We start from the raw sequence: 24,885 nt of genomic DNA, 5'->3' as shown, positions 1-24,885 counted from the left end.
AGGTTATTAAATTATTTTTTTAAGCCTTTCTTTAACCACGCTGCATATTCTTCAACATCTGGGGTGTATGCGATGGGCTTATCTATATCATTACCATCTTTATCTTTTAAAACATATAACGGTTGTGCAGCAGTTTCATAGTTATTCTTTTGAAATTCCATCCATTTGTCGCCTATCGTTCTAACTTTCTTACCAGTAGTTTCAGAAATGTATTGCTCCTCCTCCGGTAATTTATTTTTATCATCTACATATAAGGAAATCAAAATAAAATCATTTTTGAGCATATTAAGTATTAATGGATCACTCCACACTCGCTCCTCCATCTTACGACAGTTCACACAAGCCCAACCTGTAAAATCAACCAAAATAGGTTTATTTACCTTTTTTGAATAAGCTAGACCTTCGTTATAATCATGGAATGCAATAATATCATGAACAGCTAGATGCGCACCTTCAGGCACTTCTTCATTTGTCTCTAGCTTTGTATAGCCTACTCCATATGGAGATTCAGCATAATTTAGTGGTGGCGGGAATCCTGAAATTAATTTTAATGGTGCTCCCCATAAACCAGGAATTAAATAAATTGTAAAAGTCATAACAACCAGTCCTAAAAACAATCTACCTACAGATATACTACTATCTGGACCATCATGCGGCATTCTTATTTTACCTAAAAGATATAAAGAAAGACCTCCAAAAATCGCTATCCATACCGCTAAGAAGACTTCACGCTCAATAATGTGAGTTTGAAAAACTAAATCAGCAGCAGATAAAAATTTAAATGCTAATGCTAATTCTAAAAATCCTAAAACAACTTTTACCGTATTTAACCAGCCGCCTGATTTAGGCAAGGAATTCATCCATCCTGGAAAAATAGCGAATAATGCAAACGGTAAGGCTATCGCAAGTGAAAAACCGAACATTCCTATTACAGGAGCTAATCCACCTTTAGAAGCTGCTTCAACAATTAGAGAACCTACAATAGGTCCTGTACAAGAAAAAGATACGATTGCTAAAGCTAGAGCCATAAAAAAGATACCAGCTATCCCACCCTTGCTAGCTTTCTCATCTGCCTTATTAGCCCAAGACTGTGGTAATGTAATTTCAAAAGCTCCTAGGAAAGAAGCTGCAAACACCACTAAAATCAAAAAGAATGCGATATTAAAATACACATTAGTACTTAATTGATTCAGGGACTCTGAACCAAAAATAGCTGTCACCACGGTACCCAACAAAACGTAAATAACGATTATAAAAATGCCGTATAAAATAGCATTTGAAATCCCTTTTGCTCTATTAGCACTTTGTTTAGTAAAGAAACTAACCGTAAGCGGTATCATAGGAAACACGCACGGTGTAAGAAGCGCTGCAAAGCCAGAGAGAAATGCAACTATAAAAATACCCCAAAGACTACGGTCTTCATCTTCTCCCTGAGTATCATCTTTTAATTCTTCGTTATTTTTTTTTTTAGTTTCTTCTTCTTTTACCTTTTCAGTATCTGTCGCAAGATTTTCATGATTTTTTTTCTCCTTAATAGAAGATGCGTCTGGCGCACCAGCAACTATAGGTTCTTTATCATCATCAAGATATTTTTCTATAATATCAAATGCTCCTGCAGGTATTACTGCATCAGGTTTTATTTTAAAACTCACGCCTTTATCTGTAGGACGCAAACACATCTCATCATCACAAGTTTGATAAAAAGCACTTGCAATTATATATTCTAGATCTGAATCTAAAACCTTTATCTTCTGTTTAAAAACAGCTATATCAGTAAATTCATATACATTAAATTCCCATATATCAGAATAAGCAGTGTAAGATCCTGTTTCTTTATTCTCTCCTATCAATTCTATTTTACCTTCTACATCATAGAAATTAATGCTGGTAGGTATAGGACCAGAATTCTCTTCTGGCAATATAACTTGAGAATTAATGTGCCAGCCAGGTTCCATGGTGGCAGTTGTAATTAATTCATATTCATTATCTGTCAACTTTATTACCTCACCAGACCATGAAACAGGATCTTCTTGGGCCGTTAATTGTAAAGAAACTAAAGCTATTAAAGCAAAGAGAAGTTTTCTCATAGTTTTATTGTTATTTCTATAATGGATTGTGTTCTACTCGTTATCGTATGGTGTTGACTGGCTCTTTTTCCTACCAGCCATATAAGGTCGTTACCACTTGTCAATACTAAGGCTTTTTCTCGTTTTAAAGAAGAGATTTTACTATCCGTTAATAAATCACTTATTAACTTACTTCCTTTCATTCCATAAGGCTGCATGCGGTCTCCGTGCTGCCATGTTCTTAATATTAACGGCATTATTAACTTACTAGTGTCTATAAATAATTTATTCTTACTACTATTATTCTTCACATAAGTAAGTAAATCGTCATTCTCTATATGTTTTATTTCTAAACAGACCTCCGTGATCGTAACAGCTGTAGTTGTTTCATCAATTTCTATGTACACTTCATTGATATGATTTGCCTCAGAAAGAATTAAAACATCACGATCTTTTACCAACCTCATCTCACCAGATTTAATAGTTTTCCCATTCTCAGAATCTAAGAGTTTTACCGCGTCCTGTATATTAAAACGATAGTCTTTTAGAAGTTCAAAAAGATAAGCATCTGGTTTTAAAGACTCTTTTAATAACTCAATACTAATTTCTAGGTTACCTGAGATTGTTTTTGTTCCGCTTTCGCGAAAGCGTGCCACCTCAACATCTTGCAACATTTCTGAGTTTTTTAGATAGCTCAAAGTACTAGAAAAATTACCCTCGAGATGTGGTAACGCATCATGAAGTAAAGGAATTACATCGTGTCTTAATTTATTGCGTAAATATTTAGTAGAGCTATTACTACTGTCCTCACGCCACGCTATACGGTTATGTGTAGCACAATCACTTATCTGCTCTCTAGAAAAAGGCAATAAAGGTCTAGAAATAAAACCATTGCGCTCTCTTATCCCTGTAAGTCCATGCAGTCCCGCGCCGCGTCCTAGATTAATTAAAAATGTCTCTAATTGATCATCTAGATGGTGTGCCACGAGAATATGTTGGAACTTCTTATCTACAGCGATTTTATCAAAAGCATCGTACCTTAAGTCTCTAGCAGCCATTTGAATAGATATATTTCTATCTTGAGCTACTTGCGATGTATTAAAATGTAACACATGTAGTTTACGCTCCAAATTTGCAGCCATTTCTTCTACAAAAACCTGATCTCCATCACTTTCTGAATCTCTTAAATGGAAATTACAGTGAATGAGTTCAAAATTTAAGTCCAATTGATGTAGCAAATGAGCTAAAACCGTACTGTCTTTTCCACCACTTATTGCAACGGCAATAGATGTTGTAAAAAATTCTGGAAAATGGATTTGTATATGATTTTTAAACGCTGCTAGCATGGTACAAATTTAATCAAAGTACACGCCTTGTAGCGCTAGTACTTCTATTAATGCTTTGGCTTTTAAAAAACATTCTTCATATTCTTTTTCTGGTACTGCAGCTGCTGTTATGGCGCTGCCTACAGAAAAGGATAATGATTTGGATTTTTCATTATATAAAATAGTACGTATAACCACGTTAAAATCAAAATCGTCTTGAGGTGTAAAGTAGCCTATTGCGCCACTGTACAGTCCTCGTTTAAAAGATTCATTTTGTTCAATGATTTCCATGGCACTTATTTTAGGCGCTCCGGTCATACTACCCATGGGAAATGTGCTGGTTATAGCGTCTATAGAATCATATTTACTATCTAGTTGCGACACTACTGTACTTATCATTTGATGTACTTGCTTAAAGGCGTACATTCCAAAAAGCTCTTCTACTTGAACACTGCCTTTTACAGCAGTTTTAGAAAGATCATTACGTACTAGATCTACGATCATTACATTTTCTGATCGTTCTTTAGGATCGTGAAAAAGCAATTCCTTTAGCTTTTCATCTTCAACAAGATGAGCAGACCTTCTTGCGGTCCCTTTAATGGGTTGAGAAACCAACTGCCTATCTGTTTTCTTTAAATAACGTTCTGGGCTGGCACATATCGCATAGTGCTCATTAAATCTAGCATAAACAGCAAATGGTGGCTCGCTTATTTGATTTAATTCATGAAATGCTTTTTGAGTATCTAGCTCTACCTCTTGTGCATAAAACTGAGTGCAAAAATTTGCTTCATAAATATCACCTCTACGTATGTGATCTAAAAAAGTATGCGCTTTATTTAAATAATCTTCTTTAGTATCTCTAGCTTTTAAAGGCACTGGTCTTATTACTTTTTTAAACGATGTAAGTAAATGAGTTTCTATCTTTGAGATTAGTTTTTGCGCCGCAGGTTGTGAGGTAATAAAAGAATGTAATTTTAGCTCATTTGGAGAAATCTCAAATACTAATTCTGGTACAAAAAAGCTTAAATCTGGAAACTCTAGAAGGTCTTGTTTTTCTGTTTTCAGATCTTCTAATTCATTTTTAAGGTCATAACCTAGAAAACCGAACATCCAGTCTTTATATTCTCTCTTAAAAGCAGCTAACTGTTCAAATGCCTTTCCTGTTTTACAAGTTATACTATCTATAGCACCTACACCTATAAGCGTTGCATAAGTATCATGTTTAAGATTACCCTGATTGCTTTCTAGATAAACGAGGTGTTTTTCTGATTTAAAAAACGACAGCAATTTCTTTTTAAAAATAGCAGCATCTTCTAAGGCAAAACGATGGAGTTCTCTTTGTTTCATGATCTAACAAAGGTAAGAGTTGTAGAGAAAGCAAAAAGCTATTTCTTACAGAAATAGCTTTTACTTAATTTGAAATATTTTAGATATTCTTAGAAACGATATTGTATACTACCCCTTAAAAAGAAAGGTGTTCCTGGTGTGAAATGAATCTCTTCTACAGATTGTGCCTCGCTAGCAAGTCTAGATTCTGTTGCAAACTGTGTTTCATTCCACTCTACATCAAATAGATTCTGTACAGCCATACCTAGTCTTAGGTTATCAGTAAGATCATAGTTGACATTAAAGTCTGCTACAAAATAGCCCTCTGCAACGATGCTGTTATCTTCATTTGCTGCTCTATCACCTATATAACGATAACGCAATCCAGCATTAAATCTTTTATAATCTTTAAGACTGATACCACCTGTAGATGTAAACTCTGGTGCTAGCGGTATATAATCTGCGCCGTCTGGCTCATTAATCGCCCTAGCGTGTGCATAATTAAGATTAGTATCTAAAAACAAGAAGTCTGTAAGCTGGTATTTTACACCTAGGTCAAAACCATAACGCTCTGTCTCACCACTAGGCTCCACGATACCTGCATCACCTACATAGACAAATTCTTGTTCTAAAAACAAGTACCATAACGCTCCATTAACAACTAGGTTATCACTAGCTTTCCATACAGTACCTAGATCAGATCCATATGATTTAGGTAGAATATCATCTGCTCCATTTTCTAATACTACTCTAGTATCATTACTGTGCATTCCTACCCCATTGTGCAAGTAAACTTTTACATTATCACTTACCTCATAATTAAAATTCAATTTAGGCAATAATGCTGTAGCAGTTTGTGACTGTGTATCAAAAGTTTCAGTTAATGCATCTTTATAAACAAATTTGAATCGCTCTAATCTTAATCCTGCATCTATTAACAATTTATTTACCGATAATTCTGCACCCACAAAGAGTGAAGAATTGGTTTCATTGATATCACCTAATTGTATATTTTCAAGCGTTGTTCTTCTATTTAAAGTTCTTGATAATCCTGATGCATCAGTTCTATCATTTCTTAAACCAAAACCTGCTATAAGACTTAGGTCATTTGCACCTAGTTGAGTTTCATAAGAATATTTAGTATTAAAACCAGCTAAGTCACGAGATTCTTGCTGCTGTATCTGATCTCCATTTATAGGGTCTTCTAAAAAGAATGTAAAATTTGAATACAATAGAAAATCATAATGAGAATAAAACATGGTAGTTTCTAACTGTTCTTTATCACTTATGTCCATGTCATAATTAAGTACCACGTTAGTTCTAGATGTAGAACCACCTTCTGTGTCGTCTATAGAACCAAAACGGTCTATTAAACCACTATCTACAGCACGTTGTGGTATCTGTCCACTCGCGTCCCACTCACTATCAAAATGAGATAAACTTAAACTTAGTCTATTTCCTGAATCTGTAGTATGGTGTAACTTTCCAAACAGATTAATTCTATCAAAATTTTGTGGGCTATCATACGGTCCATCAAAGGTTAAATACTCGGTAGCAACATAAGCTGTCGTATGAGCATTATCAACCAATTGTACCAGACCTAAATAACGCTGGTGGTTAAAATCACCTATCTCTACACTTATTTTGCTCTCGTCTAGATAACTTTTAGTTTTAAAATCTACGTGTCCTGCGGTAGCAAAGTTACCTACACTCTCATCATAACTACCTACTCCATAAGAAATGTTATTGATAGTTTCTGGTATAAGAAAATGAAGATCTGCATACCCTTGTCCATGTGCATGAGACACCATATTTACCGGCATACCATCTACATTAATAGCGATATCTGTACCGTGATCTATATCAAAACCTCTTAGAAAAATTTGCTCTGCTTTACCACCACCAGCATGTTGTCCTATAAATAGTCCAGGAACTGTTCTCAGGATTTCTTGAGAAGACGTTACAGGATTGATTTGTAAATCTACATTTGCTAGTACATTAAGTGTCTCTACATCGTTACTTATAGTAATCGCATCTAGATTTAAAGAAGATGGACTCAATGTAATTTGTAAAATATCTTTATGGTTAGTTACCACGATAGAACTCGCCTCATAACCTATATGAGAAAATCTCAGCTCTTCTTCTTGCTCCACATTGTCTATGGTAAAAAAGCCTTTGGCATTTGAATGTGTGTGTGTACCAGATTTTACATTTAAAACATAAACATCTTTTAATGGTTGTCCATTAATATCTTTAATAAAACCAGTAATTGTATGGGCAGCAATAAACTGTGTAGAAAAGAAAAAGGCAATAAATAATACCGCTTTCGTGAAAGCGGAATAAGAAAAAATAATTTTCATAAATCTGTTAAGTTAGTTGTACTAAATACGTAACTAGATCTTGAAGAGTTTGCTAATAAAATGTTAATAGATCAGAAAAAAGCCGATTCATAAAGAACCGGCTTAAATAAAAATAATGTTTTTAAATCTACATGTGTAGAGCTCTATCGTCAGTTGCAGCAAGCGCTGCTTCCTTAACAGCTTCAGAATAAGTAGGATGTGCATGTGACATTCTAGCTATATCTTCGGCACTGGCTCTAAATTCCATTGCAGTAACTCCTTCGGCAATTAAATCTGCCGCTCTTGCACCTATCATGTGTACTCCTAGAACTTCGTCTGTAGTTTTATCTGCAAGAATTTTTACTAATCCGTCGATATCTCCAGAGGCACGAGATCTACCTAATGCACGCATAGGGAATGATCCTGCTTTATATTCTACACCAGCTTCTTTTAATTCTTCTTCTGTTTTACCTACACTAGCTACTTCTGGCCATGTATAAACTACATTAGGAATTAAGTTATAGTTAATGTGTGGTTTTTGACCTGCAATAGTTTCTGCTACAAAAGTTCCTTCTTCTTCAGCTTTATGAGCTAACATGGTACCACGCACTACGTCACCTATAGCATAGATGTTAGAAACGTTAGTCTGTAAATGCTCATTTACTTCTACCTGTCCACGCTCGTTAATTTTAACTCCTGCAGCAGTAGCGTTTAATTTATCAGTATAAGGACGTCTACCTACAGAAACTAGACAGTAATCACCTTCAAAGGTAACTTCTTCTCCTTTTTTGTTTTTTGCAGTTACAGTAACTGTATCGCCATTGCGCTCTACTTTATTAACCGCATGAGATAAATTGAATTTAATTTTTTGCTTTTTAAGAACCTTCATTAATTCTTTAGAAAGCACCTTATCCATCGCTGGTGTGATACGGTCTGCATATTCAATAACAGTAACCTCAGCACCTAGTCTTTTATAAACTTGTCCTAATTCTAGACCTATAACACCACCACCTATTACGATCATGTGTTTAGGAATTTCTTTAAGAACTAGCGCTTCTGTAGAAGTGATTACTCTTTCTTTATCTAGTGTGATAAAAGGTAAGGTCGCAGGTTTTGAACCTGTAGCGATAATAGTATGTTTTGCTTCTATCGTCTGTGACGTCTCACCATCTATTTTTATGTGTGTAGCATCTACAAAAGATCCCATACCTGTAAACACATCGATCTCGTTTTTCTTCATCAAGAATTGTACACCATCACATGTCTGGTCTACAACTTTCTTTTTACGAGCGATCATCTTCTCAAAGTTGATCTTTATATCTCCAGGAATCTCGATACCATGGTCAGAAAAATGCTTCATAGCATCGTCATAATGGTGAGAAGAATCTAGAAGTGCCTTTGAAGGGATACAACCTACATTAAGACATGTACCACCTAAGGTATTATACTTTTCTATAATGGCAGTTTTCATGCCTAGTTGTGCACAGCGTATTGCGGCTACATAGCCACCAGGTCCAGAACCTATTATTGCTACATCGTACGTACTCATAAGAGTTGGGTTTTATTATACATTAAAGTATATCAAAGATACCAAAAACAAGGCTTAAACAAGGTGTGTTTTTGTATTAATGTACCACCTTTATCATTCAAAAGTTGATATAAATACAACAAAGTGACTATGAAAAGATAATGTACATCTATCAGTGACTATTACTTCAGTTTACTATTTATTTTTTTCTTTTGGTAAGGTCTTATTATTACTCTTGCAGCTCTATCAAAATTGAAATAGTTATAAATCCAATTGAGAAACACTACTAACCTATTTCTTACACCTACTAAGAAGTATAAGTGAACTCCTAACCAAGTAATCCATGCAAGAAAACCGCCTAGGGTAAAGTTTTTCACGTCTGCCACGGCTTTATTTCTACCTATGGTTGCCATGCTACCTTTATCGAGGTAAGAAAACTCCTTTAATGGCTGGTTATTTACTAAGCGTTTAAAGTTTTTTACTAGCAATTTACCTTGTTGTATTGCTGGTTGCGCAACTTGTGGATGTCCTTTAGGGAATTCTTCGGTTTTCATTAATGCAATATCTCCTATTGCAAAAATACCTTCATAACCTTCTACTCGATTCATTTTATCTACTAGAAAACGTTGTGAACGCTCATCCACGCTTTCTTCTCGCAGTCCTTTAATAGGATTACCTATTACTCCAGCGCTCCATATAAAAGTATATGCAACTATTTGAAGATCTGTATTAGTAAGAACGGTTTCTTCTTCATAATTCTTAACCAATACATTAAGATGAATTTGCACTCCTAATTTCCTTAAGTATTTCTCTGCTTTTTGTGAGGCTTTTTCACTCATACTAGCGAGTACACGATCTGAGCCATCTAACAAATGAATTTCCATTAACTCTGGATTGAGGTCTGGATAATCATTCTTGAGTACTCCTTTCTTAAATTCTGCAAAAGCACCAGCTAGTTCTACACCAGTAGGTCCTGCACCAGAAAGCACGATGCGCATTAATTTCTTTTGCTCTTCTACATCATTAGTTAATGTTGCTTTTTCTAGATTTTGCAGCATATAACTTCTTATGTTGAGCGCTTGTGGCACACTCTTCATTTGTAAAGAAGCTTCTTCTAGATCTTTATTACCAAAGAAATTTGTTTTTGTTCCAGTTGCAATTACCAGGTAATCATAACTTACATCACCTATAGAACTGCATACTATTTTCTTATCAGGATCTATGGAATTTACTTCACCTAATCTAAATAAGAAATTCTTCCTATCCTCCACCAGCCCTCGCAATGGGAATGCTATAGAATCAGGTTCTAAACCACTAGTGGCCACCTGATACATTAATGGTTGAAAATTGTGATAATTATGACGGTCTATAAGTACGACTTGAAAATTTTGTTTGGTTAGCTTTCGCGAAAGCGTAACACCACCAAAACCACCGCCCACAACAATTACTCGTGGTAAATCTGACTGTGGAATATTCATCTTATGAAGTTTTAACAAAGATAATTTAGAAAGAGTTATTTATCCTTTGATTAACATTCTTTTCTATAATTGTAACGTTTTGAAAAAAGAAAGGACTTACTAAGTAACCAAGCCAATTAAAAGTGAGTAAAAAACTCGAAGAAGAATTTGTTAAACAGCTAGAAGAGAATCAGAATATAGTCCACAAAATATGTAGGCTGTATACTAATGATCAAGATGCTCACAATGACCTGTTTCAGGAAGTGACCATACAACTGTGGCGTGCTTATCCTAAATTTAGAGGTGATGCTAAATTCAGCACCTGGATGTATAGAGTTGCGTTGAACACGGCAATTACATTATATCGCAAGTCTACACGTAGGGTGAAGACACAGGATTATGATTCTGTCCAATTTAAAATCGCTGACAGACCAGAAGATGATGAGCAAATGGAGCAACTTACTTTACTGTACGGCGCGGTAAAACAATTAAATGATATAGAAAAAGCACTGGTTTTTCTATATCTAGAAGATAAAAATTACAGAGAAATAGCCGAAACAATGGGAATCTCTGAAGTAAATGCAAGGGTGAAGATGAACAGGATTAAAACGAAATTAACTAACATTATAAATCCATAAAATCATGGATCAACTAGATATACTTAAACAAAACTGGCAGTCGCAAACCGGTAATGCCCCTCAATTTTCTAAAGAACAATTAGGTGGTTTATTAGCTAGAAAATCAAGCAGTATTGTAAAATGGTTGTTTATTATCGCTATAATTGAGTTTGCGCTATTTATAGTCTTAGGCCTATTCTCCCATTTTGGAAATGAAGAGAACAATACTGTAGAATTAATAGGAAAACCGTTTTACTATGGTTCTATGATAGTCCACTATGTAGTGATTGTATTTTTTATATTTCTATTTTATAAAAATTATAAAAACATCTCTACATCGCAGCCTACTAGAAGTTTAATGAATAGAATACTCAAGACCAGGCGCACTATGAAGTGGTACATATGGTACAACCTGGTTTATATGATGGTAGTAGGAATGATAGGCGCGGTGCTTATTATACCTAACGACCCTAGGATGTCTGAAGTATTAAATTCGCCTAATTTCATAGGTCATGAAACTGCCTTTTATGCCACTTTCTTAGGTCTAACATTTGTTATGTTTTTAGTAATGTGTGTCATTATGTATCTTATTTATCAATTAATTTATGGAATATTATTACGTAAGTTAAAACGCAATTATAATGAGTTGAAACGTATGGAGGTATAACCCATCATTAAGTTCTGAAAAACAATAAAGCTCGTTTATCTATTACTTAGATAAACGAGCTTTATTGTTTTAATAACCTTTCTAGCTACCTACACTATTTACAATTCTCTATTAAAGTAAACTTGTTTTTCTTCATTGAACTCTGTTGGTCTATTACCAGTCACATCCATTTGTAGTCTCATCTTATCATCACTAATAAATTGAGCAATACAGAGCATCTTTTTTTGTTTTCCTGATTCAAATTCAGTTAATATAATGTCTAATTGTATAGGAGTGGTCTCTTCAAAAATCTGGTAAGTCATGCTTACTCTTTTTCCATTTATTACAAAATCTTTACCTCCATAAGGATCATCGAGACTACCTAGCATCACATAACCCTCTTTATCAAATTCTATAAAACCCTTTTCTTTTTCATCTATCCACTTACCTATAAACTGATCTCTATCATTGATAGTGGTTAGGGATAAAAATGGAATGGCTATTAATAGTAATAAAAATTTCTTCATGATGTGGTTTAATTAATTGCTACAATTTACGATAAAGCAAAAAAATGCGGCCTATGGCCGCATTTTTTTTACTCTAATATGTTAATCAAATATTCTAGAATTTATATCCTACAGATAAATGAACAGTTCCTGGTAACTGACTTCTATCACTACCGTCTGACTCATTATCAAATATATCAGAAAATCCGTAAGTAAAAGTACCTTTAAAGTAAAGGTTGTATTCTTTTAAGTCATAACCGAAACCTGCTGTACCAGCAAAGTTAGTATTAACTGTATCTTCTAATTCTACTGCATCACCGTCATCTAAAGTAGCCTCTCCTTTAAGAAGGAAACCTATCTGTGGACCAAAGTGAACACTAAAGTTATTAAATGCATAATATTTGAACTGTAATGGCACATTGATGTATTGTAATTTTACATCTGTATCCGTACCTAAGCTGTTTGGAAATTCTTCACCTTCTACAGAATAAAGTAAACTACCTTCATAAGACCATTTATCTGCAAATGGTAGCTCTACTACTCCACCTACATGAAAACCGGTTCTACTATCTTCAAAACCACTACCGCCTAGGTTGTCTATTTTTGAAAAGTTAACACCACCTATAACACCATAGGTTACATCTTGGGCTGTTGCTGTAAAAGTTGCTAGAAACAAAGCAATTAAAGAAAAATAAATAGATTTCATTTGTTAGTTTTTGGAATGATTAGTTCAAATATATAAAAATGCTTCTTTATATCTGCTCAATCTTAAAAGAGATGTATTCTCAATCACATAATCGGCAAACAATTACATTTAAAAGAGATAATAATTAGATTTCTTTCTATACTCTATCGGTAAGAATTAAATCTAGCCAATTCTTACAATTATTTCAACCTCTTTTTTCTATTAGCCTCATAATCGGTAAAAATCATTTCTCCTAAGCCTTGTAATCCTGTGAAGAATGCTTTTCCTTGATTAGCCTCTGTAAATTGATCTACAAATCTCTGTAAGTAAGGATCATTTGCAATCATGAAAGTAGTAATAGGAATGTGTAACCTTCTTGCTTGCGCCGCCATGGTATAACATTTCTCTACAATGTATTCATCTAGTCCATTTGAGTTTTTATAATACGTACCATCTTTTAATCGCAAGCAACTAGGCTTACCATCTGTAATCATAAAGATCTGTTTATTCGTATTACGTTTTCTTCTTAAAATATCCATGGCTAGTTGTAAACCTGCCACCGTATTAGTATGATAAGGTCCTACTTTAAGATAAGGAAGATCTGCTATTTTAATAGGCCATGAATCGTTACCAAAAACAATAATATCGAGCGTGTCCTTAGGGTATCGAGTCGTTATTAACTCTGCCAGTGCCATGGCTACCTTTTTTGCAGGTGTGATTCTATCTTCTCCATAAAGAATCATAGAATGCGAGATATCAATCATAAGCACCGTACTCATTTGTGCTTTAAACTGCGAGTCTTCTACAACTAGATCATCTTCTGTCAGATTAAAATTACCCATCCCATGGTTGATCTGTGCGTTGCGCAAACTCTCTGTCATAGATATACTATCCAGACCATCACCAAATCTATAAGGACGGTAATCACCACTGTGCTCATCGCCTTGTCCTAGCTTACCAGATTTATGGTTACCGCTAGCACCTTTACGCATATTACCAAAGATCTGGTCTAGCGCATGTTTACGCAATAACTGTTCTGTCTTTGCAGTAATAGAAAAACGTCCTGGTCTATCACCATCACCTTCTTCTCCTTCTCTATTCTCATCGTTAGGATCAAATTCTTCTTTGATGTAACCGCGTGCTTTAAGATCTTCTATAAAATCTTCAATCGTATATTCTGGTGTGGTAAGCTTGTATTCTTTATCCAGCTCTCTTAACCATTCTATCGCCTCATCAAAATCTCCAGATGTATGAGTTATTAACTCTTTAAAGATACCGAATAACTTATCAAAAGGATCTTTTTCCTTTTCATTATAGAATTCAAATTTAAAACCTAGTCTTTCTTGTGCCATTTTTTAAAAGTAAAGTACAAACAGATAAAACCGAATAATCTATCTGTATTTAACATTGGTTTGTGTTAAATACACGATTTGAGGAACAATTTTAGACTTTACTTACTTAAAAGTACGTATTTTACGATAAGTTAATGTGTTTTCGCTTTCGCGAAAGCGTAACGAACACTATTTTTGCAGCCGTTCAAAAAACAAGAAAATGACTAAACACGCTTGGCACGACGTAAGTTACGGAGCAGATGCACCAGGAAATGTAACTGGAATTATAGAAATCCCTAAGAATACAAGAGCAAAATATGAGTTAGATAAGGAATCTGGAATGTTAATTCTAGACCGTGTGATCTACTCTTCTATGTATTATCCTACTAACTACGGTTTTATTCCACAAACTTATTGTGATGATAACGACCCACTAGATATTTTAGTTCTTTCTCAAATCGAGATTGTACCTATGTGTCTTGTAGAATGTAAAGTTATAGGTGTTATGCAAATGCTAGACGGTGGTGAAATGGATGATAAAATTATCGCTGTTGCTGCAAACGATATGTCTGTTGCTCACTTTAATGACATCGAGGAACTTCCTGAATTTTGGAAAAAAGAAATGCGCAATTTCTTCCAAGACTATAAGAAATTAGAAAATAAAGAAGTAAGCGTAGACGAATTTCAAGGCCGTGAAAAGGCACTAGAAATAGTAAACCAGTCTATTGAAGATTACAAGAAAAAATTCGGTACTAAGTAATTAGTAACTAATTGAATTTAAAAAAATCCTCAATGAAAACTTTGTTTTCATTGAGGATTTTTAGTTTAGAGAATTTTGAATTAACATCTCTAATCGCAGTGTAGAACTGAAATTCCTAACTATTATTAGAGACAGAGACTATTTAAATAATTTTAGTAAAACTACTGGCAAATATCTGATAATTTGCTAACGCAAATTTCTGGGATATTACTTACCGCTACCTTTAAACTGCTGGTCTTTGTTAGCAAATAGCACGTTAAAAGTAGTAAGACTACCATAAATACGAGTAATGTATTGCTGTAAATCTATCTTAAGCTGGTCGTCCAGGTCTTTAGAACTATTTATCTTTTGCTCCATAACTCTTAAACGGTCGCGCAACATAACTATCTTGTGCCAAAAGGTATTGATAGGTATTTCTTTGTCTGCGAGATTAGAATCTGCAGGTCTTAGAATCATAGTACCATTTTTATATTTATCAGCTAGTGCTACTACCTGACTCACATCGCTGAATCTTTCTAGGATTTCACGTAGTGACTTCTCAACATCATAGAAACTTACGGTATCAACGTCGTCCTCACAAGCTTCTATCACCTCAAAATCTGTATCTAGAGGTATGGTTTCTAATCCATCTTTCTGAAAGGTTACCCAATACATAGTCGCAGTAACGTTAGTCACTACTCCAAAGCCATACTCGGCATGATTGATTCTTGATCCTATTCCTAATAATTTCATATAATATATTTATCTAAGTTTTTCTAAGTTTATCTTTGCCCTAAATTGATAAATTAATCCCGATTTGAAAAAGATATTTCGTTTTTTATTAAAAAGTATTTTAGCTATTCTAGCAATCGTACTTATTGCCGTTATAACACTCAAACTTATTTATAATGAAGATGTACCTCAAGGAACATCAGGCAAACCGGCTGATGATCTAGCTTTTAAAATTCTTGATGCCATAGACCATAAACAGTTTACAGAAGCTCGTGAAATTCACTGGACTTTTAGAGGTGTGAATAGATATGAATGGAAAGTACAGCAAAATCTAGTAGATGTTTACTGGGATGATTATAGAGTTTCATATCAAACGCAATATCCTAAAATTAGTTTTGCATTTAAAGACGGTAAACGTATTGAAGGACAAGAAAAAGATAATGCTATAGCATATGCAGCAAAAAACTTTAATAATGATAGTTTTTGGGTAGTGGCACCACATAAAATTTTAGATATAGGTACAACCAGACAGCTTATAACTGAAGATGGTAAGGAAAAACTATTAGTAACATACAATTCGGGAGGTACTACTCCTGGAGATGCTTATTTATGGGAAGTAGATGAAAACTATCGCCCTACATCGTTTAAAATGTGGGTAAGCATCCTGCCTCTAGATGGTCTAGAAGCAAAATGGAGTGATTGGGAAATGACAGCTGGTGATTTTCCTCTAGCACAAAAACGTAGTATTTTAGGAATTACAATACCTGTTACAGACCTAAAAGTGAATCCATAACCTTCTTTTTATGATCTTGTTCTTCTTTTTCTTTCATCTCTAGCTCTATAGCCTGGTGGGTGGTCCATAGGTTATAATAATCTGCAGAGAATTTATTGTAGTATAAAGAATAAAACAAACCTACTTTAAGAATAAGAGTATAACTATGGGTTAATGCTGTCTGTATATCACCGGTATAATGAAAAAGAGCTGTAAAAAAAACTCCTAGAACAATAGCCCCTATTAAACTCTTTCTAGCGTACAAGCCTGTAAGAATCATTAAGGCTATAAAGAACTCTAAGAGAGGTACTATAGGTGTAAAATTTGCTAAGAAACCTAACTCACTTCCTTGTGGCACATATTGAACTGCTAGCTGTATAAATTCATCATAATTAACCAAGTTAACTAAAGCATGAATGAGTAAATAAAAGCCTAAACCAACCCTTACAATTAAGTAAGTAATTGTTTTCCAATTATTTTGAGAAGAATAAAATTGCGTCATGATAAACCCTTATTAAACAAAGAATTACAAGCGAAAATAAAAATCTAGAGTTAATTTATAGTTAAGAAAATGTCTATTTCGACCAATTTCCTAAATAGCTGATCAAAACTACAACACTACTACCTCTCATCGATCATCAATATCTTCTAGCTCAAATAACTCTTCTACAGAAACCTTAAACGTTCTCGCAATTTTTAATGCTAATACAGTAGATGGCACGTATCGATTTTTTTCTATAGAATTTATAGTCTGTCTAGAAACTCCTATTGCTTCAGAAAGATCTGCTTGGGTCATTTTATGGATGGCGCGCTGCACATGGATGGTGTTTTTCATTATAATTCTTGTTTAAAACGCCAATAATTTATCAAATACATGATCTGGAAAAGAAAAATAGAAAGCATACCATAATCCATAAAATCTAGCTGAGATCCAGAACGAAATAAACTACTTAACAAAAAGTTTAAAAATGGTGTGACAATAACTAGAATCATACCATACATAAAAGCATAAGCCATTGCTTTGTGACGTAAATTAAGCAATCGCTCATCTGGAAATTTATCTCTACTAATTATAATGAATAGAAAACCTAAAAGAATTAAATGGCCAGCCATTCCGGTTGCAACTTCTTCATTTAGAAAGTGTTGGTATTCTTTGAAAAAGAGTAATACTATTCCACATAAAACAGGAAATACTGCTACCCATTTCATGTAATGCGGTAATAATAAAAAATCTCCTTTTCTTACTTTATCTAACTGTTTATCGTTCATTACAATTGCTTTTTAAAAATGTTGAAATACATCAAATAATAAAATAAATAGGACGACATGATAAAAAAGAAACTTTGATATTCCCATTCTAGAATATCCTTATAAAAACTGTTTAGTATAATATTAATAAAAGGCAGTATCAATAACATTCCCGTACCCAACACAAAGGCAAATGCAAATGCTCTATAACGTAACTGATTTGTACGCTCATCTTCATGTTTATCTCGAGACAGTGCTAAAATGAACAAGCCAATTAGAACAAGATGCATACACAGGTCTTTATAAAATAACCTCAACTCATCGCCTTGATAATAGACTATCAACATACCAATGATCGCGCTAATTGAAATACCTACTCCTATCCATTTAAAAGAAGTAGGCAGCAAAGGAAATACGCCGCCTTTCTTTTCAAATTCACAAAATTTATTCAAAACAGAATTCTTCATAACGTAAAGTATTTTTATTATAATGACAAATATACTTTACATTTAGTAAAATACACTTATTTTATCTACATTATTTTTATAAGAATGATTTCATAACATAAAAAACACGCAACCTACTCTAAAACTAAACTTATCGGAATTGAATAAAGGTCAAGTGTCTCTATTCAAATGGATATGAATAAATAAATAGTCTTAAATTAGAGAAGTATAAAAACCCAACTCTCCACAGCATTTTAAGTAAGCTTTAATTCTATTTCTAGTTCATTAGAATTAACTTCGCAAGATTGCAATATACTATGGCGTACACTGACGAAATTATTGAAGTAAAAGGAGCTCGTGTTCATAATTTAAAGGACATCGATGTAAATATTCCTAGAGAGAAACTTGTGGTTATAACTGGTCTCTCTGGTTCTGGTAAATCATCGCTAGCTTTTGACACTATCTATGCCGAAGGTCAACGACGTTACATAGAAACCTTCAGCGCATATGCGAGACAGTTTCTAGGCGGTCTAGAACGTCCCGATGTAGATAAAATAGATGGACTCTCTCCTGTTATAGCCATAGAACAAAAGACAACGAGTAAAAGTCCACGAAGTACAGTCGGTACTATTACAGAGATCTATGATTTTTTAAGATTACTATATGCTCGTGCTAGCGACGCCTATTCTTACAACACAGGTAAGAAAATGGTAAGTTATAGCGATGAGCAAATACGCGATCTTATTATAGAAGAATATAAAGGCCAGCGCATTAACATACTTGCACCTGCCATAAGAGGTAGAAAAGGTCACTATAGAGAACTCTTTGAACAAATAGCAAAACAAGGGTTTGTAAAAGTACGATGTGATAATGTCATAGTAGATATTACTAAAGGTATGAAACTGGACCGTTATAAGGTCCACGACATTGAAATAGTAATCGATAGATTACAAGTAGGCGACACTGAAGAAGATATTAAAAGGCTAGACGAGTCTATTAAAACTGCGATGTACCATGGTAACGATATCACGATGATTGTACCACATGGTGAAAAAGAAGGTCGTTTTTTCTCTCGTACATTAATGTGCCCAGAGACTGGAATCTCATATCCTGAGCCAGAACCTAATAACTTTTCTTTTAACAGTCCTAAAGGTGCCTGTCCTAAATGTAATGGTATAGGTACACTCTATCAGGTAAATGAAAACAAAATCATACCAGACCGCAGTCTTTCTATTACTAAAGGTGGTCTTGCCCCATATCCTGACAATAAAAAGAACTGGATTTATAAACAGCTAGAATTAATTGCCCAAAAGTTTGATTTTAAACTAACAGATCCGCTAGATAAAATACCTGCAGCAGCCATAGAAATGATTCTTTACGGTGGCAAAGAAAGTCTAGAGGTAGATAGCAAGAACTTAGGTGTTAAACGCAGTTATAAAATAGATTTTGAAGGGCTTGCAAACTTCATAGAGCAAACCTATAACAATAACGACAGTACTAGTTTACAACGTTGGGCAAAAGAATTCATGGATAACGTGACCTGCCCTAATTGTGAAGGATCGAGATTGCGTAAAGAAAGTCTTTATTTCCGTGTTAACGAGAAGAATATTGCTCAACTGGCTCAAATGGATATCGTCCAGCTGGTAGAATGGTTTGAATCTTTAAATGGCACGCTTTCGCGAAAGCAACAACAAATAGCTACTGAACTACTTAAAGAAATAAGAGAACGATTACAGTTTTTACTAGATGTAGGTCTCGATTATTTATCACTAAACAGAAGTGCCAAAACACTTTCTGGTGGTGAAGCACAACGTATACGCCTGGCCACTCAAATAGGTTCTCAGTTAGTAGGAGTTTTATACATTCTAGATGAGCCGAGTATAGGATTGCACCAGCGCGATAATGAAAAACTTATTAATTCTCTAGTTGCCCTGCGAGATACCGGAAATTCTGTAATCGTGGTAGAACATGATAAGGATATGATCGAGCGAGCAGATCATGTCATAGATATAGGTCCTCGAGCAGGAAAATATGGTGGTGAAATCATTAGTGAAGGCTCACCGCAGGAGATTTTAAAACACGACACGTTAACAGCTCAATATCTCAACCGTAAAAGAGAAATAGCCGTACCTAAAAAACGTCGTAAAGGAAATGGTAAAAAAATATCGCTTAAAGGTTGTACTGGAAATAACCTAAAAGATGTTTCTATAGACCTACCTCTAGGCCAGATGATAGGTGTAACTGGTGTTTCAGGAAGTGGTAAATCTACTCTTATAAATGAGACGCTTTATCCTATTATGAATGCGCATTTCTTTAATGGAGTTAAAGTACCGATGCCTTATAAAAGCATCAAGGGACTAGATAATTGTGATAAAGTGATTGATATTAATCAAAGCCCTATAGGTAGAACACCACGATCTAATCCTGCTACTTACACTAAAACATTTGACGAAATAAGATCTTTATTTGCCAAAACACCTGAGGCATTAATACGTGGTTATAAGCCCGGTCGTTTTAGTTTTAATGTAACTGGTGGACGTTGTGAAACTTGTAAAGGTGGTGGCTTAAGAGTTATAGAAATGAACTTTCTTCCAGATGTATATGTGACCTGTGAAACCTGTCAAGGAAAACGTTTTAATAGAGAAACTCTAGAAATACGGTATAAAGGGAAATCTATAAGTGATGTTCTTAATATGACCATTACAGAAGCGACAGACTTCTTTGAGCCTATCCCTAAAATATACCGCAAATTAAAAACTATAAAAGATGTAGGACTAGGTTACATTACTTTAGGACAACAGTCTACTACTCTATCCGGTGGTGAAGCGCAACGTATTAAACTAGCTAGCGAACTCTCTAAAAGAGATACTGGTAACACGTTTTACATACTAGATGAACCTACTACAGGGCTTCATTTTGAAGATGTTGCTGTTCTTATGGATGTTCTTAATAAACTGGTTGATAAAGGTAATACCGTTCTAGTTATAGAACACAACATGGACGTTATCAAAATATGTGACTATCTTATAGATGTAGGTCCAGAAGGAGGCCGTGGTGGTGGTAATATAGTCACAAAAGGAACACCTGAACAAGTTGCCAAACATAAGACGAGTCATACCGCTAGGTTTTTGAAGAAGGAGCTGAATTAAGCAAGCAGTTTAATCTTCATATTTTACAATACTATTCATAATGGACATACCAAGTATTTGAATTGGCATCGTCTAAATTTGATCGGGAAGTTTTTGTTAGGTTGTAGATGTAGAGATAGAACCAAGCATCTTTTAACCTTTCCGACCAAAGCTCGCAACTGCTCACTTTTCCTCGTCTGAGGAAAGGAGTTTTGTTTTATTTCAAACTCCTCGCCTTAGAAAAGCGAGGACAGATTAGTTTCTAAACTTTAGCGGCGATGCAATCAGGAGTGGTTGATACATTGCTAGATTACAAACCAAGAGTTACTTCTTTTTTCAAAATATATTAAATCAAAAAATCCCCAATCAAAAGATTGAGGATTTTAAAAACTATTTAAAGAAGCTTACTTCTTCTTATTCTTTTGTTGTTCTTCTTGTTGTGCTTGTGCTTGCTCCATAATCTCTGACATCTTACTTGCAAAACGACCTTTCTTTTTCTTAGGCTTAGCTTTTGCTTTTTCAATTTTAGCAAGAACCTTATCCTTATCAATAATTACATGCTTAATCACTAACATAATACCGATGGTAATTAAGTTAGAGATAAAGTAGTACAATGAAAGTCCACTTGCATATTTATTAAAGAATACCAGCATGAACAATGGAGATAGATACATGATAAACTTCATGTTAGGCATACCAGGCTGTTGTGCCGCTTGCATATTTTGCCCAGTAGTCATCTTCATATAGAAAAAGATGGATATAGAAGCTAGAATAGGAAATAGACTCACGTGATCACCGTAGAATGGAATTTTAAAACCTTCTGGGAATTGATAGATAACATCATAACTAGATAAATCATCTGCCCAAAGGAAACTTTTCTGTCTTAATTCAAATGCTGTAGGGAAAAACTTAAAGAGTGCAAAGAACACAGGCATTTGTAACAATGCTGGTAAACAACCACTCAATGGGCTGGCACCTGCCTCACTTTGAACCTTCATGGTTTCCTGCTGCTTTTTCATTGCATTATCCTTGTACTTTTCTGCAATTCTATTTAATTCTGGACGTAGAATTTTCATCTTTGCCTGAGTTAAATAACTCTTATATAATACTGGAGATAATACCAGTCTTACACAAATAGTAAGTAGTATAATAGCAAGTCCATAAGGAATACCTAATCCATCAGAACTACTTAAGAATGTAAATAACGGTCTTATCGCCCATTCATTAATAAAACCAAAAATTCCCCATCCTAGATCTACTACTTCGTCAAGATTGCGATCATATCCATCTAAGATTTCAAAATCTGTAGGGCCAAAATACCAGTCCATATTATAAGCTAGTTCACCACCGGCATAATCTAACTGTACTTTAGAAGTAAATTTCTTAGTTAGCACATTTTGCTCGTCATCTTCACTTGTATTGTTATAAGACTTTAATAAACCACTTTTGAAAGGTGTGTCTGTTAAAAGTATAGAAGAGAAGAAATGCTCTTTGTAAGCGATATAAGTAATATCTTCAGCATCTTCCTCAGCGTTTTCGCCTTGACCTGTGTAGTCATCACTACCTCCATCGTATTCAAACTTAATCTCTGTATAACGACTCTCTGTAGATATACTTTTTGAACGACGATATGCTTGTAATTCCCAATTAAGGGCAACTTCTTCAGATGTATTTGCTACTTGCGCTAGACCTTGAGAACGGATGTTGAAATCCATCATATAATCGTCTGGCTGTAACTCATATCTAAATTCTATAGATGCACCACTTGCTGGACTAGCTGTAAGACTTAAAACCTTATTTGCTCCATTTTGTGAAGTTTTAGGTGTAAAAACCATGTCCTTAGTATGCACTTTACGTCCATCTTTAGTCATGAATTCTAAATCAAAATTATGATCACCACCTTTAACCAGGTATACCGGTAAAGAGTCATAAGTTTTGAAACTTTTTAATAATGCTTCATCAATTAAAGCTCCTTTAGTATTGATTTTAAAATCAACTAAATTGTTATTAAACTCTAGCACTTCACCTTTAGAACCTCCTGGTGTTAGCGCTGTATCATTTAATGTAACTGGCTGGTTTGAATTTGAAACAACTTCACTCGTTTGTGATCTATCTTCTGTTTCTTGCTGGTCTTCTTGGTTTCTGAAAAGCATAAATACAACTATCCCAAAAATTAGGGCTAATCCTAGCATACTTTTCCAGTCCGTCTTTTTCTCTTCCATACTTTTGCCCGTTGGGGCGATTAATTTACTTGGTATTTAAAATGGATATTGTTCTCGCTTTCGCGAAAGCGAAACTTATATCTTATTTTTCTTTAATTTAAAATCTCCTGCTGCCTTTACAAAAGATGTAAATAATGGGTGTGGTGCAGCAACGGTACTTTTATATTCTGGATGGTATTGAACCCCTATAAACCAAGGATGATCTTCTACCTCTACCGTTTCTACCAGGTTAGATTTAGGATTTACTCCTGTGGTCTTAAGTCCAGCGTTTTCTAATTGCTCTCTATAATCATTATTATATTCATAACGGTGTCTATGACGCTCGCTTATCATTTTAGAACCGTAAATATTTTTTATTTCACCACCTATTAGCTCACAATCCCAAGCTCCTAGACGCATGGTACCACCCATGTTCATAATATTCTTTTGATCTTCCATGAGTGAAATAACTGGATTTGCAGTTTTCTCATCCATCTCTATAGAGTTAGAGTCTTTAATTCCTAAAACGTTACGAGAATATTCAATAACTGCCATTTGCATTCCTAAACAAATTCCAAAAAATGGTAATTTATTCTCTCTTGCATAGCGTACTGCCTCTATCTTACCTTCTATACCGCGCTCTCCAAAACCAGGAGCAACTAGTACGGCGTCTAGATGAGATAGTTTTTTCTCTACGTTATCTACTTCTAGATATTCACTATGTATAGATTCTATTTTTACTTTAATCTCGTTTGCAGCACCGGCGTGTATAAATGCTTCTAAAATAGATTTATAAGAATCTTGTAACTCTACATATTTACCTATCAGTCCTATGGTAACGGTACTTTTAGGATTTTTATGTCTTTGTACAAATTCATTCCAGCTTCTTAAATCTGGCTGATCTTTTGTATCTATATCTAGATTTTTAATTACAACACGATCTAGTCCTTCTAATAACATTTTATTAGGAACGTCATAAATGGTTTCTACATCGATAGACTGGATTACTGCTTCTTGCTTTACATTACAGAAACGTGCAAGCTTGGTACGTATCTCGTCAGATAATTCATGCTCTGTACGACATACAAGAATATCTGCTTGTACACCACTCTCCATAAGAGTCTTAACACTATGTTGAGTAGGTTTAGTTTTTAACTCACCTGCAGCACTTAAATATGGTATTAAAGTTAAGTGTATCACTAGAGAATTGCGTTCTCCTAGCTCCCACTGTAACTGTCTTACACTTTCTATATAAGGTAATGATTCTATATCTCCTACGGTACCACCTATCTCTGTGATAACAACATCATAATCACCAGATTTACCAAGAATCTGTATACGTTGTTTAATCTCGTCTGTAATATGAGGTATAACTTGCACCGTTTTACCTAAAAACTCACCTCGTCTTTCTTTCTGAATAACACTTTGATAAATTCTTCCCGTGGTAACATTATTAGCCTGAGAAGTATTAACGTTAAGAAAACGCTCGTAGTGACCTAGGTCTAAATCTGTTTCTGCACCATCTTCTGTTACGTAGCATTCTCCATGCTCGTAGGGATTAAGTGTCCCTGGATCCACATTTATATACGGATCTAACTTCTGTATAGTAACCCTTAAACCTCTAGCTTGCAGTAATTTTGCTAATGAAGCTGCGATTATTCCCTTTCCTAAAGAAGAGGTTACTCCACCTGTTACAAATATATACTTTGCGTGTGCCATAGTTATGTTTTAAGAGTTTTAAAAACAGCTGCAAAAGTAGGTATTTTGAAGAAGAGAAACGAGAACTTTTAATC

Annotated in this window: 21 protein-coding genes; 5 read left to right on the top strand and 16 right to left on the bottom strand. The window is 34.6% G+C overall.

The window, feature by feature from the left end; all coding sequences use genetic code 11:
• Positions 1 to 11 precede the first annotated feature (11 nt).
• From ACJJVN_RS07005 to ACJJVN_RS06980, 6 genes are all read right to left on the bottom strand, one after another.
• A complete protein-coding gene (locus ACJJVN_RS07005; RefSeq protein WP_405377602.1) occupies positions 12 to 2,087 on the bottom strand; it encodes a protein-disulfide reductase DsbD family protein in 2,076 nt (691 codons plus the stop codon).
• Positions 2,084 to 3,412, bottom strand: coding sequence for a tRNA lysidine(34) synthetase TilS (gene tilS, locus ACJJVN_RS07000; RefSeq protein WP_405377601.1), 1,329 nt, complete (start codon positions 3,410 to 3,412; stop codon positions 2,084 to 2,086). The genes ACJJVN_RS07005 and tilS overlap by 4 nt, the downstream gene beginning before the upstream one ends.
• 9 nt (positions 3,413 to 3,421) lie before the next feature.
• Entirely contained in the window at positions 3,422 to 4,738 is a 1,317-nt protein-coding gene (locus ACJJVN_RS06995) for an anthranilate synthase component I family protein (RefSeq protein WP_405377600.1), read from the bottom strand.
• An 89-nt stretch (positions 4,739 to 4,827) separates the two neighbouring features.
• The gene (locus ACJJVN_RS06990) at positions 4,828 to 7,077 is read right to left on the bottom strand and encodes a TonB-dependent receptor (RefSeq protein WP_405377599.1); all 2,250 of its coding nucleotides are present in this window, start codon (positions 7,075 to 7,077) and stop codon (positions 4,828 to 4,830) included.
• 127 nt (positions 7,078 to 7,204) lie between these two features.
• Positions 7,205 to 8,605 carry a dihydrolipoyl dehydrogenase gene (gene lpdA / locus ACJJVN_RS06985; protein WP_298955899.1) on the bottom strand — a complete coding sequence of 467 codons (1,401 nt, stop codon included), beginning with the start codon at positions 8,603 to 8,605 and terminating at the stop codon, positions 7,205 to 7,207.
• 161 nt (positions 8,606 to 8,766) lie between these two features.
• On the bottom strand, positions 8,767 to 10,062 hold the full coding sequence (locus tag ACJJVN_RS06980) for an NAD(P)/FAD-dependent oxidoreductase (RefSeq protein ID WP_405377598.1): 1,296 nt from the start codon (positions 10,060 to 10,062) through the stop codon (positions 8,767 to 8,769).
• 122 nt (positions 10,063 to 10,184) lie between these two features.
• Between ACJJVN_RS06980 and ACJJVN_RS06975 the strand changes: the two genes are divergently transcribed.
• Together ACJJVN_RS06975 and ACJJVN_RS06970 are read left to right on the top strand one after the other, a co-directional pair.
• Positions 10,185 to 10,679: an RNA polymerase sigma factor gene (locus tag ACJJVN_RS06975; protein ID WP_104516204.1), complete on the top strand. Its 495-nt coding sequence runs from the start codon at positions 10,185 to 10,187 to the stop codon at positions 10,677 to 10,679.
• Between the two features lie 4 nt (positions 10,680 to 10,683).
• Positions 10,684 to 11,325 carry a hypothetical protein gene (locus ACJJVN_RS06970; RefSeq protein WP_405377597.1) on the top strand — a complete coding sequence of 214 codons (642 nt, stop codon included), beginning with the start codon at positions 10,684 to 10,686 and terminating at the stop codon, positions 11,323 to 11,325.
• Between the two features lie 98 nt (positions 11,326 to 11,423).
• On the opposite strand, the gene ACJJVN_RS06965 is transcribed toward ACJJVN_RS06970, so the two are convergent.
• The 3 genes from ACJJVN_RS06965 to ACJJVN_RS06955 all read right to left on the bottom strand — a co-directional run bounded on the left by ACJJVN_RS06965 (position 11,424) and on the right by ACJJVN_RS06955 (position 13,847).
• Positions 11,424 to 11,831, bottom strand: a complete 408-nt coding sequence (locus ACJJVN_RS06965; RefSeq protein WP_104516202.1) for a hypothetical protein — start codon at positions 11,829 to 11,831, stop codon at positions 11,424 to 11,426.
• Between the two features lie 94 nt (positions 11,832 to 11,925).
• Entirely contained in the window at positions 11,926 to 12,516 is a 591-nt protein-coding gene (locus ACJJVN_RS06960; RefSeq protein ID WP_405377596.1) for a porin family protein, read from the bottom strand.
• 179 nt (positions 12,517 to 12,695) lie between these two features.
• Positions 12,696 to 13,847, bottom strand: a complete 1,152-nt coding sequence (locus ACJJVN_RS06955; protein WP_405369199.1) for a vWA domain-containing protein — start codon at positions 13,845 to 13,847, stop codon at positions 12,696 to 12,698.
• A 199-nt stretch (positions 13,848 to 14,046) separates the two neighbouring features.
• On the opposite strand from ACJJVN_RS06955, the gene ACJJVN_RS06950 reads away from it, so the two are divergent.
• On the top strand, positions 14,047 to 14,586 hold the full coding sequence (locus ACJJVN_RS06950; protein ID WP_104516198.1) for an inorganic diphosphatase: 540 nt from the start codon (positions 14,047 to 14,049) through the stop codon (positions 14,584 to 14,586).
• Positions 14,587 to 14,793: 207 nt separating this feature from the next.
• Here the strand turns inward: ACJJVN_RS06950 and ACJJVN_RS06945 are convergent, their stop codons facing one another.
• Complete coding sequence (locus tag ACJJVN_RS06945; RefSeq protein ID WP_405377595.1) at positions 14,794 to 15,318, bottom strand: hypothetical protein; 525 nt, start codon at positions 15,316 to 15,318, stop codon at positions 14,794 to 14,796.
• A gap of 64 nt (positions 15,319 to 15,382) precedes the next feature.
• Between ACJJVN_RS06945 and ACJJVN_RS06940 the strand changes: the two genes are divergently transcribed.
• Positions 15,383 to 16,090, top strand: coding sequence for a hypothetical protein (locus ACJJVN_RS06940; RefSeq protein ID WP_405377594.1), 708 nt, complete (start codon positions 15,383 to 15,385; stop codon positions 16,088 to 16,090).
• On the opposite strand, the gene ACJJVN_RS06935 is transcribed toward ACJJVN_RS06940, so the two are convergent.
• The 4 genes from ACJJVN_RS06935 to ACJJVN_RS06920 all read right to left on the bottom strand — a co-directional run bounded on the left by ACJJVN_RS06935 (position 16,065) and on the right by ACJJVN_RS06920 (position 17,784).
• Complete coding sequence (locus tag ACJJVN_RS06935; protein WP_405377593.1) at positions 16,065 to 16,571, bottom strand: DoxX family protein; 507 nt, start codon at positions 16,569 to 16,571, stop codon at positions 16,065 to 16,067. The two genes, ACJJVN_RS06940 and ACJJVN_RS06935, sit on opposite strands and share 26 nt — an antisense overlap.
• Before the next feature lie 126 nt (positions 16,572 to 16,697).
• The gene (locus ACJJVN_RS06930; protein ID WP_405377592.1) at positions 16,698 to 16,904 is read right to left on the bottom strand and encodes a helix-turn-helix transcriptional regulator; all 207 of its coding nucleotides are present in this window, start codon (positions 16,902 to 16,904) and stop codon (positions 16,698 to 16,700) included.
• Positions 16,904 to 17,338 carry a hypothetical protein gene (locus tag ACJJVN_RS06925; RefSeq protein ID WP_405377591.1) on the bottom strand — a complete coding sequence of 145 codons (435 nt, stop codon included), beginning with the start codon at positions 17,336 to 17,338 and terminating at the stop codon, positions 16,904 to 16,906. Before ACJJVN_RS06925 ends, ACJJVN_RS06930 begins: the two co-directional genes overlap by 1 nt.
• Positions 17,338 to 17,784 (bottom strand): hypothetical protein, encoded by a 447-nt coding sequence (locus ACJJVN_RS06920; RefSeq protein WP_405377590.1) that lies wholly within the window; start codon positions 17,782 to 17,784, stop codon positions 17,338 to 17,340. Before ACJJVN_RS06920 ends, ACJJVN_RS06925 begins: the two co-directional genes overlap by 1 nt.
• A gap of 296 nt (positions 17,785 to 18,080) precedes the next feature.
• Between ACJJVN_RS06920 and uvrA the strand changes: the two genes are divergently transcribed.
• Complete coding sequence (gene uvrA / locus ACJJVN_RS06915) at positions 18,081 to 20,912, top strand: excinuclease ABC subunit UvrA (RefSeq protein WP_405377589.1); 2,832 nt, start codon at positions 18,081 to 18,083, stop codon at positions 20,910 to 20,912.
• Positions 20,913 to 21,295: 383 nt separating this feature from the next.
• Here uvrA and yidC read toward each other — a convergent pair whose 3' ends face one another.
• Positions 21,296 to 23,113 (bottom strand): membrane protein insertase YidC, encoded by a 1,818-nt coding sequence (gene yidC / locus ACJJVN_RS06910; protein ID WP_405377588.1) that lies wholly within the window; start codon positions 23,111 to 23,113, stop codon positions 21,296 to 21,298.
• A 75-nt stretch (positions 23,114 to 23,188) separates the two neighbouring features.
• Entirely contained in the window at positions 23,189 to 24,811 is a 1,623-nt protein-coding gene (locus ACJJVN_RS06905) for a CTP synthase (RefSeq protein ID WP_405377587.1), read from the bottom strand.
• Between the last annotated feature and the right edge of the window lie 74 nt (positions 24,812 to 24,885).

The organism is Nonlabens sp. Asnod3-A02 (assembly GCF_045063755.1).
In the GTDB taxonomy this organism is placed as follows: domain Bacteria; phylum Bacteroidota; class Bacteroidia; order Flavobacteriales; family Flavobacteriaceae; genus Nonlabens; species Nonlabens xylanidelens.
This window is presented reverse-complemented; position numbering and strand designations above follow the sequence as displayed.

Bases quoted from the DNA above. Each gene is read 5' to 3' on its own strand.
- ACJJVN_RS07005 (WP_405377602.1), bottom strand. From the start codon at position 2,087: ATGAGAAAACTTCTCTTTGCTTTAATAGCTTTAGTTTCTTTACAATTA.
- tilS (WP_405377601.1), bottom strand. From the start codon at position 3,412: ATGCTAGCAGCGTTTAAAAATCATATACAAATCCATTTTCCAGAATTT.
- ACJJVN_RS06995 (WP_405377600.1), bottom strand. From the start codon at position 4,738: ATGAAACAAAGAGAACTCCATCGTTTTGCCTTAGAAGATGCTGCTATT.
- ACJJVN_RS06990 (WP_405377599.1), bottom strand. From the start codon at position 7,077: ATGAAAATTATTTTTTCTTATTCCGCTTTCACGAAAGCGGTATTATTT.
- lpdA (WP_298955899.1), bottom strand. From the start codon at position 8,605: ATGAGTACGTACGATGTAGCAATAATAGGTTCTGGACCTGGTGGCTAT.
- ACJJVN_RS06980 (WP_405377598.1), bottom strand. From the start codon at position 10,062: ATGAATATTCCACAGTCAGATTTACCACGAGTAATTGTTGTGGGCGGT.
- ACJJVN_RS06970 (WP_405377597.1), top strand. From the start codon at position 10,684: ATGGATCAACTAGATATACTTAAACAAAACTGGCAGTCGCAAACCGGT.
- ACJJVN_RS06965 (WP_104516202.1), bottom strand. From the start codon at position 11,831: ATGAAGAAATTTTTATTACTATTAATAGCCATTCCATTTTTATCCCTA.
- ACJJVN_RS06960 (WP_405377596.1), bottom strand. From the start codon at position 12,516: ATGAAATCTATTTATTTTTCTTTAATTGCTTTGTTTCTAGCAACTTTT.
- ACJJVN_RS06955 (WP_405369199.1), bottom strand. From the start codon at position 13,847: ATGGCACAAGAAAGACTAGGTTTTAAATTTGAATTCTATAATGAAAAG.
- ACJJVN_RS06950 (WP_104516198.1), top strand. From the start codon at position 14,047: ATGACTAAACACGCTTGGCACGACGTAAGTTACGGAGCAGATGCACCA.
- ACJJVN_RS06945 (WP_405377595.1), bottom strand. From the start codon at position 15,318: ATGAAATTATTAGGAATAGGATCAAGAATCAATCATGCCGAGTATGGC.
- ACJJVN_RS06935 (WP_405377593.1), bottom strand. From the start codon at position 16,571: ATGACGCAATTTTATTCTTCTCAAAATAATTGGAAAACAATTACTTAC.
- ACJJVN_RS06930 (WP_405377592.1), bottom strand. From the start codon at position 16,904: ATGAAAAACACCATCCATGTGCAGCGCGCCATCCATAAAATGACCCAA.
- ACJJVN_RS06925 (WP_405377591.1), bottom strand. From the start codon at position 17,338: ATGAACGATAAACAGTTAGATAAAGTAAGAAAAGGAGATTTTTTATTA.
- ACJJVN_RS06920 (WP_405377590.1), bottom strand. From the start codon at position 17,784: ATGAAGAATTCTGTTTTGAATAAATTTTGTGAATTTGAAAAGAAAGGC.
- uvrA (WP_405377589.1), top strand. From the start codon at position 18,081: ATGGCGTACACTGACGAAATTATTGAAGTAAAAGGAGCTCGTGTTCAT.
- yidC (WP_405377588.1), bottom strand. From the start codon at position 23,113: ATGGAAGAGAAAAAGACGGACTGGAAAAGTATGCTAGGATTAGCCCTA.
- ACJJVN_RS06905 (WP_405377587.1), bottom strand. From the start codon at position 24,811: ATGGCACACGCAAAGTATATATTTGTAACAGGTGGAGTAACCTCTTCT.